Raw genomic sequence first — 10,028 nt, 5'->3', positions numbered from 1 at the left:
GCGCCCATGCTCGGCTCCAGGTCACGCACCACGTTGGCGGCACCGACCAGGCTTTCCGCCACGTCGCCGGCAAACTGGGCCTCTGCGGCAGTGTTGAGGGTGGCCGGATACATGCGCTGGTAAGTCACCACGGCAGTCGCACCAAACGCCTGCGCCACCGAACTGCACAACTCGCTGAGGCGGCGCTCAATCAGGGCCTGCACCTCTGTCTTGAAGGTGCGCACCGTGCCGACCAGAGTGGCGCTGCCTGCCACCACACTCATGGCGCCCAGGTCACCCGCGTGCATGGCGCACAGGCTGATGACGGCGCTGTCGACCGGCTTGACGTTACGCGACACAATGCTTTGCACGGCGGTGATGATGTGCCCGGCCACCAGCACTGGGTCCACGGTTTGGTAGGGGTGCGCGCCGTGGCCGCCCTTACCGGTGATCTCGATGCTGATGCGGTCCGCTGCGGCCATCATCGGGCCACTGTTCAAACCAATGGTGCCGGGTCGCATGGCCGGCCAGTTGTGCATGCCATAGACCGACTGCACCGGAAAACGCTCAAACAGACCGTCGTCGATCATGGCTTGGGCGCCGGCATAACCTTCTTCGCCGGGCTGAAAAATCAGCACGGCGGTACCGTCGAAGTTGCGCGTCTCGGCCAGGTAGCGCGCCGCGCCCACGAGCATCGCGGTGTGGCCGTCGTGGCCGCAGCCGTGCATCAGGCCGGGTTTCCCGGACTTCCAGGCAAAGTCGTTGTGTTCGGTCATTGGCAGCGCGTCCATGTCGGCGCGCAGACCCGTCATTTTCCCGCTGCTGTTGCGCTTGCCCTGGATGACAGCCACCAGGCCGGTCTTGCCGATGCCGGTGTGGATGGCGTCCACGCCACAGACTTTCAGCGCCTGCTCGACGCGATGGGCGGTATAGACCTCTTCAAAGCCCAGTTCGGGGTGCGCGTGCAAGTCGCGCCGCAAGGCGGTCAGCTCAGGGTGGAAAGCGGCGATGTGGGCAAAGGCGCGGCTGTTCATCATTCGCCGAACAGTTCCCCGCCGGCCTGCTCCGCTGGTGGCGTCACGCCCAGGTGGCGGTAGGCGGCCAGTGTGGCAATGCGACCGCGCGGGGTGCGCTGCAGATAACCCTGCTGGATTAAATAGGGCTCGATCACGTCTTCGATGGTCTCTCGCTCCTCGCCAATACTCGCGGCAATGTTGTCAAGCCCGACCGGGCCACCGTCAAAACGGTGGATGACAGCCTCTAACAGTTTGCGGTCCATCAAATCAAAGCCCTGCGGGTCAACATCAAGCATGGCCAGCGCGCGGTTGGCAATGTCCAGCGTGATCTCGCCCACACCTTTCACGTCGGCGTAGTCGCGCACGCGTCGCAACAGCCGGTTGGCAATGCGCGGTGTACCGCGTGACCGGCGGGCAATCTCAAAACCGCCACGTTCATCCGTGGGCACATTGAGCAGGCCAGCGCTGCGCTTGACGATGCGCGCAAGCTCCTCGGGGGTGTAAAACTCCAGCCGCGCCACAATGCCGAAGCGGTCGCGCAGCGGGTTGGTCAGCATGCCGGCACGGGTGGTGGCGCCCACCAGGGTGAAGGGCTGGAGGTCGAGCTTGATGCTGCGCGCCGCCGGGCCTTCGCCGATCATGATGTCGATCTTGTAGTCTTCCAGCGCAGGGTACAAAATTTCTTCCACCACCGGGCTCAGGCGGTGGATTTCGTCGATGAACAGCACATCGTTTTTTTCCAGGTTGGTCAGCAACGCGGCCAGGTCTTTGGGTTTTTCCAGCACCGGGCCGCTGGTCTGGCGCAGGTTCACGCCCAGCTCGTGCGCGATGATGTGGCTCAAGGTGGTCTTGCCCAGGCCCGGCGGGCCGAACAGCAGCACATGGTCAAGCGCCTCGTCACGCATCTTGGCGGCGCTGATAAAAATCTCAAGCTGTTCGCGCGCCTTGGTCTGGCCCACGTACTCCTGCATCAGCTTGGGCCGCAGCGCGCGCTCGATCGCCTCCTCGTTGGGCGAGGCGGGCGCGTTGGACACCACCCGCTTGGGCGGCGCCGGGGCAAAGTCGTCGGTTTGGATACTCACAGCGGGCTCAGGTTAATACGATAAAACGTGGTCATTGCGAGCGCCGTGAAGCAATCCATGAATTCAAACAGCATGGACTGCCACGCTACGCTCGCAGCGACGGGGTCAGGTTCAGCGCTCGTGTGCACTATAGCGCCAGCCTGGTCGCCAGCCACTGGCTCAAGCGACTGTTGGGGTCTTCAAAGCCGTGGATGCCGCAGTAATGGTTGGCGTCAGGCAGCACGCTGAGCTCACCAACATTGCCTGCGCCTTGCCACGCGGCATGGAAACTGCTGGCCTGGCGCGCAAATTCCGGCGTTTCCTCGCTGCCCCAATTCACCCAGATCGGCGTGGCACAAGGCCGCACACCAAACATCGGCGAATTGCGCCGGATGATGCCCTCGTCGAGCTGGATCATGGGCTGCAAGTAGCTGTAGCGCAGCGGCGCAATGTCGTAAATGCCGCTCACCAGCACAGCGGCGGCCAGGGGGTCGGCGGGCAAGCCGTAGTCCTCAACCCAGCGCGTTTGCAGGCACATGGCGGTCAACTGGGCGCCTGCCGAGTGCCCGCCCAGCGCCACCCGCGCCGGGTCGCCACCGTATTCAGCAATGTGGCGATGCGTCCAGGCCACGGCAGCGCGTACCTGGCGCGTGATTTCATCGACAGTCACAAAAGGACACAGGGCGTAATTGACCACCACGGTGGTGATGCCCAGCGGCTGCAGGCCCAGCGCCACACAACTGAATTCCTTGCTGGAGAACGCGCGCCAGTAGCCGCCGTGGAGGAACACGAACACCGGCGCATTGGGCACATCAGCCGGAAAGATGTCGAGCGTCTCGGCCAGCGTGGGGCCAAACGGCACATCGAGCACACAGCGCAAGCTGGCACGGGCATGGTTTGATCGACCAATGTAATGCCTGGCCGGCGCCAGGGGCTCTGCCAGCTTGATGGCCGGGTTGTACTGCGCATCAAGCTGCGCCTGGGTGTCAAATTCGCGGTAGAGACGGGTCATGGCTTGATGCTCAATGGAAGAAAAATTACACGCCAATATAACGCTGCCACAGGCCCGGCTCAGCCGCCAACTGCCCGGAGTCACCCTGCCACACCACCCGGCCGCGCTCCAGAATGCTGTGGTGATGCGCCAGTTTGATCAGCCGCTGCACGTATTTGTCGATCACCAGTATGGTCTGCCCGCGGCGGCTCAGCTGGTGCAGGCATTGCCAGATGTCCTCGCGCACCAGCGGCGCCAAACCCTCGGTCGCCTCGTCCAGGATCAACAAGTACGGATTGGTCATGAGTGCTCGGCCAATCGCCAGCATTTGCTGCTCGCCACCCGAGAGTTCATTGCCCATGTGGCGCACACGCTCGGCCAGGCGCGGGAACAAATCGAACACCGACTCCAACGTCCACGGGTCTGTGGAAGCGTTGCGGTTGGCGGCAAAGGCCAGCAGGTTTTCCCGGACCGACAGATTCGGAAAAATCTGCCTGCCCTCGGGCACCAGCGCCAGCCCCATGCGGGCGATGCGGTCGGGAGTCAAATGGTCGATGCGCTCGCCGCGAAAACGCACGCTTCCCCGTAGCGCTGGCGTCAGGCCCAGGATCGAGCGCACCGTGGTGGTTTTGCCCATGCCGTTGCGCCCCAGCAGCGTGGCGACCTCGCCGGGCTGAACGGCAAAACTCACACCAAACAGCACTTGGCTGGCACCGTAGGCCGTCTCCAACTGCTCAACTTCAAGCAGCGCGCTCATGCCGTGGCCTCCTCAGGGTCGCCCAGGTAGGCCAACCGCACCTCGGGGTGCTGGCGTATCTCCTCAGAAGTGCCGCAGGCAATGACCCGGCCAGCCACCAGCGTCGAGATGCGGTCAGCCAGCCGGAACACCGCATTCATGTCGTGCTCCACCAGCAGCAGCGTGCTCTCACCGCGCAGGCTTTGCAGCAGACTCAGCATGCGCTCGGACTCATCCGGCCCCATGCCGGCCATGGGCTCGTCGAGCAGCAGCAATTTGGGCCGCGTGGCCAGCGCCAAGCCGACCTCCAGTTGGCGCTGCTCGCCGTGCGACAGCGCACCGCCAAGTTGGTTGATTTGCGGCGCCAGACTGACCCGCTCGGCCACCTCGGTTGCCAGGGCGTAACGCTCGGCATCACGCCGTGCCGGGCGCCAGAAGTTCAGGCTATGGCCGGCATGGGCCTGCACCGCCAGCGCCAGGTTGTCCAGCACTGACAGGCGATTGAAGATGCTGGTGATCTGGAACGAGCGCGCCAGGCCGTGCGCCACCCGCTCGTGCATGGGCATGCGGGTGATGTCCATGCCATCAAACTGGATGCGCCCGGCGCTGGGTGCCAGGGCACCTGTAATCAGCTGGATCAGGGTGGTTTTGCCCGCGCCGTTGGGGCCGATCAGGGCATGGATTTCACCCGGGAGCACGCTCAGGCAGGCATGGTCGGTGGCGCGCAGGCCGCCATAGGACTTGACCAGTCCATCGACCTGCAGCAGCGTGCCGTGGCTCACGGCAACTTCCTCTTAACGCGCAGGCTCATCAGGCCATTGGGCGCCAGCAGCACCACGGCCAGCAGCACGGCGCCCAAGCCAAACTGCCAGTGGATGGTGTAGCTGCTCAAGAGTTCTTCAAGCACCAAAAACACCACCGCACCGATCAGGCCGCCGTACAAATGCCCGACCCCGCCCAAGATCACCATCACCATCAACATGCCGGACTCGCTCCACTGCATCATCGACGGGCTGACAAAGCCGCCCTGATGCGCCAGCAGGGCGCCGGCCAGGCCAGCCAGCGCGCCCGCCAGCACGAAGGCCAGCAACTTGAAGCGGTACACCGGGAAACCAATGGCCGCCATGCGCGTCTCGTTGTCGCGAATCGCCTGCAAGGCATGGCCAAAGCGGGAGTTGAGCAGGCGCTGCACCAGCAAAAATACCGCCACGGCAAGGGCCAGCACCAGGTAATAAAACGTGGCGTCCTGGGCCGGGTCCAGGCCAAAACCCAGCTCAAAGCGGCCATTCAGCGACAGGCCGTCGTCGCCACCATAGGTTTTGAGCGACACCATGAGGTAGTACAGCATCTGGGCAAAAGCCAGTGTGATCATGATGAAGTAAACACCCCGGGTGCGCAGGCTGATGGCGCCGATCAGCAAGGCAAAAGCGCCTGCCGCCACACAGGCCAGCGCCAGCCCCAGCCAGGCGGACGCAAAGCCGTGCTGCATCAGGATGCCAGCCGCATAAGCCCCCACGCCGACAAACGCCGCATGGCCAAAACTGACCATTCCGCCAAAACCAAGAATCAAATTGAGGCTGGTGGCTGCCAGCGCAAAAATCAGGATGCGGCTGGCCACACCCACATAAAAGCCCTGCCCCCAGATTTGCGCCAACTCGGGCAGCAACACCAGCGCGATCAGCAAGACCAGGCCGGTGCGCCAGTGCAAGGGGTGATCGAGCACGCCGGGTCTTGAATCCAGGTCAGCCATGGGCGGGAAACAGCCCTTGCGGCTTGAAAAACAGCACGGCGGCCATCAATACATAAATCAGGATGGCGGCGACGGCCGGGCCTGCGTTGGCGGCCAGGTCCGGCCCCATGACGCGCTCAAAGACAAAAGGAATCAGGGTGCGCCCGGCGGTATCCACCACGCCCACCAGCAGCGCGCCCAGCAGCGCGCCGCGAATCGAGCCGATGCCGCCGATCACGATCACCACAAAGGCCAGAATCAAAATGCTCTCGCCCATGCCGACCTGCACCGCCAGCAGCGGCCCGAGCATGCCGCCGGCCAGCGCGCACAAGCCCGCGCCAATGGCAAACACCAGGGTGAACAGGCGCCGCACATCGACCCCCATGGTCAGCGCCATCTCCCGGTTCGAGGCGCCGGCGCGCACCTGCATGCCCAGGCGGGTGCGCGTGACCAGCAGGTACAGCAAGCCAGCAGCCGCCAGGCCTACGGCAATGATGAACAGGCGATAGGCGGGGTAACTGAAGCCCGGCAACAGCTCCACCGGGCCCGCCAGGGCGGCGGGCGGGTTGAGTTCGATGGGTTGCGAGCCCCAGACCATGCGCACGGCCTCGTTGCTCATCAGCAAAATGGCAAAGGTGCCCAACACCTGCGACAGGTGATCGCGCTGGTACAGGCGGCGTAGCACGGTGACCTCCAGCATTGCGCCGAGCGCCGCCGTGGCGGCAATGCCGAGCGCCAGCCCGAGCCAGAACGAGCCACTGGCAAGCCCAATGCTGGCAATCAGGTAGGCCCCGATCATGTAGATCGAGCCGTGCGCCAGGTTGATCATGTCCATGATGCCGAACACCAGCGTCAGCCCGGCGGCCAGCAAGAACAGCATCAAGCCGAATTGCAGGCCGTTGAGCGACTGCTCCAGGACCAGAATGCCGGTCATGACTAATAAATTCGAGTCGTCATCGCGAGGAGCGCAGCGACGTGGCGATCCATGCAGCCCTGGATTGCCACGCTACGTTCGCAATGACAGCCATATCGTCAAAGCGCGGGCATCTTGCATTCGCCCACGTAGGCATCGGCGTGGTCCTTGAACACGGTGCTCAGGGTGCGGTTGGTGATACGGCCCTGGGCGTCCTTGGTGATCACACGCAGGTAGTAGTCCTGGATCGGATAACCGTTGCTGTTGAACTTGAAGGCGCCGCGCACCGAGTCGAATTTGGCCGCCGCAATGGCCTTGCGCAGGGCCGTTTTGTCGTCAAGCTTGCCCTTGACGTCGCGCACGGCGGCATCCATCAGGCGGGCGGCGTCGTAGCCTTGCGACGCGTACAGGGTCGGCAGGCGGCCGTAGTCTTTCTGGAAGTCAGCCACAAAGCGCTTGTTGACCGGGTTTTGCATGTCGTGCGCCCACTGCGAGCTGTTGAACATGCCCAGCATGGGCTCACCCACGGCGCGGATCACGTCTTCATCGGCCGAGAAACCCGGGCCGAACAGCGTCATGTCCTTGGACAAACCGGCGCCGACAAACTGCTTGATGAAGTTGATGCCCAGGCCACCCGGCAAAAAGATATAGACCGCATCGGCGCCCGATGCGCGCATTTTGGAGATTTCAGCGCCATAGTCCAGCTGGCTCAAGGGCGTGTAGGCCTCGGAGGCAATTTGTCCCTTGAAATAACGCTTGAAACCGGCCAACGCGTCCTTGCCGGCCGGATAATTTGGCGCCAGCAGGGCAACCTTCTTGAAACCCTTGTCCTGCACCGTCTTGCCCACCGCTTCGTGCAGGTTGTCGTTTTGCCAGGCGACGTTGAAGAAATACGGGTTGCAATCCGCGCCAGCCAATTGCGAAGGGCCGGCGTTGGCGCTAATGTAGAAGGTTTTGGAGTCAAAAATCGGCTTGCCCACGGCCAGCATCACGTTGGAAAACACCACGCCGGTCATGAAGTCCACTTTGTCCTGTTTCACCAGCCGGTCGGCCGTCTGGCGCGCCGCATCGGGCTTGGCCTGGTCGTCGGCCACGATCACCTCGACCGGCAGCCCGCCGAACTTGCCACCCGAGTGCTTGAGCGCCAGGTTAAAGCCGTCGCGAATGTCAATGCCCAAGCCCGCTCCGGGGCCGGACAAGGTGCTGAGCATGCCGACCTTGACCTTGTCGGCGGCTTGGGACGGGCCGGCCAGACAAAGCAGGGCGGCGGCAGTTGTCAGGGTGAAGCGCAGGGATTTGAGACCAATCGATTTCATCAAAGTGTCCTATCAGGGGTTGAACTAAAAATGAGCCCACAGGCAATTCGGATCACCATTGTCGCGGAGCTTTCATACTACTTCGCCAGCGCCTTGAGCGCCAGCTTGATGCCGTCGCTCACGCCAATGTCTTTCGGCAGCGCTTTGAGGGCTACTGCGGCCTCCTTGTCACTGTAGCCCAGCGCCAGCAGGGCCTGGAAAATGTCGCCCTGCGCATCGCTGGCGATGCTGCTGGGCACACCAATGTCAGGGCCGAGCTTGCCCTTGAGCTCCAGCAGCAGGCGCTCGGCAGTCTTTTTGCCAATGCCGGGCACCTTAATCAGTCGGCCACCCTCCTGCAGGGTCACGGCCTGCGACAACTCGGACACGCTCATGCCCGACAGCACCGACAACGCGGTGCGCGGCCCGACGCCCGAGATCTTGATGAGTTCGCGAAACGCCGCGCGCTCTTGCGACGTGGCAAAGCCGTACAAAATCTGCGCATCCTCGCGCACCACAAAGTGCGTCAGCAGCGTCACCTTGACGCCAAGCTCGGGCAGGTTGTAGAACGTGCTCATGGGCACAAACACCTCGTAGCCCACGCCGTGGCAGTCCACGATGACCTGCGGCGGATTTTTGTCGTCGAGGGTGCCCGTTAATTTACCGATCATTTTGTGCCTATCATGGAGGGAGTATTTCAGCGCCAATTTTTGGGAATTATCAACTTTGATCCTCCGACACATTTTTTCCCCGCCTAACAACACCCGCCTGGGCCACCTGTGCGGCCCCATGGACCAGCACCTGCGCACCATCGAAGCCGCGCTGCAAGTCAAAATTGCGCACCGCCACGAGCAGTTCAAGGTCGATGGCCTCAAGGCCAATGCCAAGCGCGGCATGGAAATGCTGCAGGCCCTCTACGAGATCGCGGCGCGCCCGATCGAGCCGCGCACCGTGCAACTGATGCTCTCGGGTGACGGCGACGTGCACGGCGCGGATGGCCCGTCACTCAAGACCAAACGCACCGACCTCAAGCCGCGCTCCATCAATCAGGCACATTATCTCGACAGCATTGCCAGCCACGACATCACCATCGGCATCGGCCCGGCCGGCACCGGCAAGACCTACCTGGCAGTGGCCATGGCGGTGGACGCATTGCAGCGCAGCACGGTGCAGCGCATTGTGCTGACGCGTCCAGCCGTGGAAGCCGGCGAGCGCCTGGGCTACCTGCCCGGCGACCTGGCGCAAAAAATCGACCCCTACCTGCGCCCACTTTATGACGCGCTTTACGACCTCATGGGTTTCGAAGCCGTGCAAAAAGCCTTCGAGCGCCAGACCATCGAGATCGCGCCACTGGCCTTCATGCGCGGGCGCACGCTCAACACCGCCTTTGTCATCCTGGACGAGGCGCAAAACACAACGCCCGAGCAGATGAAGATGTTTCTGACGCGCATCGGTTTTGGCGCCAAGGCCGTGATCACCGGCGACGTCAGCCAGATCGACCTGCCCACCACCCAGCTCAGCGGCCTGATCGACGCCGAGCGCGTGCTCAAACAGGTCGAGGGCATTGCCATCTGCCGCCTGACCAGCGCGGACGTGGTGCGGCACCCGCTGGTGGCGCGCATTGTGGATGCCTATGACGCCCCCGGGCGCATCGGCATCCAGCGGCGCGATGATGCCGAACCCCTGGCCGCCACGGCACCCTCCCGCGGCCACCGACGGAACACCCCATGAACCAGCTCACCCTCTCGCTGCAATTCGGCAAATTTGAAGACGTGGCCCAACACCGCGCCGCCCTGCCGCGCCACAAGGTCGCACGCTGGCTGCGCGCCGCGCTGCAAAGCGACGCCGAGATCACGGTGCGCATCGTCGATGCCACCGAGGGCCTTGCCTTGAACCGGGACTATCGCAAAAAGGACTACGCCACCAACGTGCTGACCTTCGACTACACGCAGGAACCGGTCGTGACCGCCGACCTGGTGCTGTGCGCGCCAGTGGTCGCGGCCGAGGCCAAGGAACAGGGCAAAACCCTGGAAGAACATTACGCCCATCTGCTGGTGCACGGCGCCCTGCACGCCCAGGGCTGGGACCATGACGAGGATGAAGATGCCCAGGTGATGGAACTGCGCGAAAGCGAAATCATGGCGCGACTCGGGTTTGACGACCCGTATTGACCGGAAATCCTTCGCGGCGAGGGCGCCGCTCCTGATATGGATTGACCTGTCAATAAGTTGATTAGGTTTTTTCTCTGTTTCTTGGTTTTTCTGAGTCAGTGACTGTGGTTCAGGGGCTACAAGGCTGTGGGGCGACG

11 protein-coding genes are annotated in these 10,028 nt (G+C 63.1%); 2 read left to right on the top strand and 9 right to left on the bottom strand.

The genetic code is table 11. The annotated features are described in order from the left end of the window. The 9 genes from PHF15_RS16075 to ruvA all read right to left on the bottom strand — a co-directional run. On the bottom strand, positions 1 to 1,016 hold a 1,016-nt coding region (locus PHF15_RS16075; RefSeq protein WP_300122740.1), incomplete at its 3' end, for an amidohydrolase. Next, positions 1,013 to 2,077, bottom strand: coding sequence for a Holliday junction branch migration DNA helicase RuvB (gene ruvB / locus PHF15_RS16070; RefSeq protein ID WP_300122738.1), 1,065 nt, complete (start codon positions 2,075 to 2,077; stop codon positions 1,013 to 1,015). The genes ruvB and PHF15_RS16075, both read right to left, overlap by 4 nt. Positions 2,078 to 2,204: 127 nt before the next feature. Then, positions 2,205 to 3,068, bottom strand: coding sequence for an alpha/beta hydrolase (locus PHF15_RS16065; RefSeq protein ID WP_300122736.1), 864 nt, complete (start codon positions 3,066 to 3,068; stop codon positions 2,205 to 2,207). A 25-nt stretch (positions 3,069 to 3,093) separates the two neighbouring features. Further along, positions 3,094 to 3,804, bottom strand: a complete 711-nt coding sequence (locus PHF15_RS16060) for an ABC transporter ATP-binding protein (RefSeq protein WP_300122734.1) — start codon at positions 3,802 to 3,804, stop codon at positions 3,094 to 3,096. Beyond that, positions 3,801 to 4,565, bottom strand: a complete 765-nt coding sequence (locus PHF15_RS16055) for an ABC transporter ATP-binding protein (protein ID WP_300122733.1) — start codon at positions 4,563 to 4,565, stop codon at positions 3,801 to 3,803. Before PHF15_RS16055 ends, PHF15_RS16060 begins: the two co-directional genes overlap by 4 nt. Further along, positions 4,562 to 5,533, bottom strand: coding sequence for a branched-chain amino acid ABC transporter permease (locus PHF15_RS16050; protein ID WP_300122732.1), 972 nt, complete (start codon positions 5,531 to 5,533; stop codon positions 4,562 to 4,564). The genes PHF15_RS16055 and PHF15_RS16050 overlap by 4 nt, the downstream gene beginning before the upstream one ends. Further along, the gene (locus tag PHF15_RS16045) at positions 5,526 to 6,446 is read right to left on the bottom strand and encodes a branched-chain amino acid ABC transporter permease (protein WP_300122731.1); all 921 of its coding nucleotides are present in this window, start codon (positions 6,444 to 6,446) and stop codon (positions 5,526 to 5,528) included. Before PHF15_RS16045 ends, PHF15_RS16050 begins: the two co-directional genes overlap by 8 nt. Positions 6,447 to 6,544: 98 nt before the next feature. Continuing rightward, a complete protein-coding gene (locus PHF15_RS16040) occupies positions 6,545 to 7,741 on the bottom strand; it encodes an ABC transporter substrate-binding protein (protein WP_300122728.1) in 1,197 nt (398 codons plus the stop codon). A 77-nt stretch (positions 7,742 to 7,818) separates the two neighbouring features. Next, positions 7,819 to 8,391: a Holliday junction branch migration protein RuvA gene (gene ruvA / locus PHF15_RS16035; RefSeq protein ID WP_300122727.1), complete on the bottom strand. Its 573-nt coding sequence runs from the start codon at positions 8,389 to 8,391 to the stop codon at positions 7,819 to 7,821. 55 nt (positions 8,392 to 8,446) lie between these two features. On the opposite strand from ruvA, the gene PHF15_RS16030 reads away from it, so the two are divergent. After that, positions 8,447 to 9,451 (top strand): PhoH family protein, encoded by a 1,005-nt coding sequence (locus PHF15_RS16030; RefSeq protein ID WP_300122726.1) that lies wholly within the window; start codon positions 8,447 to 8,449, stop codon positions 9,449 to 9,451. After that, entirely contained in the window at positions 9,448 to 9,891 is a 444-nt protein-coding gene (gene ybeY, locus PHF15_RS16025; protein WP_300122724.1) for an rRNA maturation RNase YbeY, read from the top strand. The genes PHF15_RS16030 and ybeY overlap by 4 nt, the downstream gene beginning before the upstream one ends. Positions 9,892 to 10,028 lie beyond the last annotated feature (137 nt).

Source organism: Rhodoferax sp., from assembly GCF_028689295.1.
GTDB lineage: Bacteria > Pseudomonadota > Gammaproteobacteria > Burkholderiales > Burkholderiaceae_C > Rhodoferax.
This window is presented reverse-complemented; position numbering and strand designations above follow the sequence as displayed.

What these genes read in the sequence shown, in the direction of transcription:
- PHF15_RS16060 (WP_300122734.1), bottom strand. Translation starts at nt 3,804, where the DNA reads ATGAGCGCGCTGCTTGAAGTTGAGCAGTTGGAGACGGCCTACGGTGCC.
- ruvA (WP_300122727.1), bottom strand. Translation starts at nt 8,391, where the DNA reads ATGATCGGTAAATTAACGGGCACCCTCGACGACAAAAATCCGCCGCAG.
- PHF15_RS16045 (WP_300122731.1), bottom strand. Translation starts at nt 6,446, where the DNA reads ATGACCGGCATTCTGGTCCTGGAGCAGTCGCTCAACGGCCTGCAATTC.
- PHF15_RS16050 (WP_300122732.1), bottom strand. Translation starts at nt 5,533, where the DNA reads ATGGCTGACCTGGATTCAAGACCCGGCGTGCTCGATCACCCCTTGCAC.
- ybeY (WP_300122724.1), top strand. Translation starts at nt 9,448, where the DNA reads ATGAACCAGCTCACCCTCTCGCTGCAATTCGGCAAATTTGAAGACGTG.
- PHF15_RS16065 (WP_300122736.1), bottom strand. Translation starts at nt 3,068, where the DNA reads ATGACCCGTCTCTACCGCGAATTTGACACCCAGGCGCAGCTTGATGCG.
- PHF15_RS16040 (WP_300122728.1), bottom strand. Translation starts at nt 7,741, where the DNA reads ATGAAATCGATTGGTCTCAAATCCCTGCGCTTCACCCTGACAACTGCC.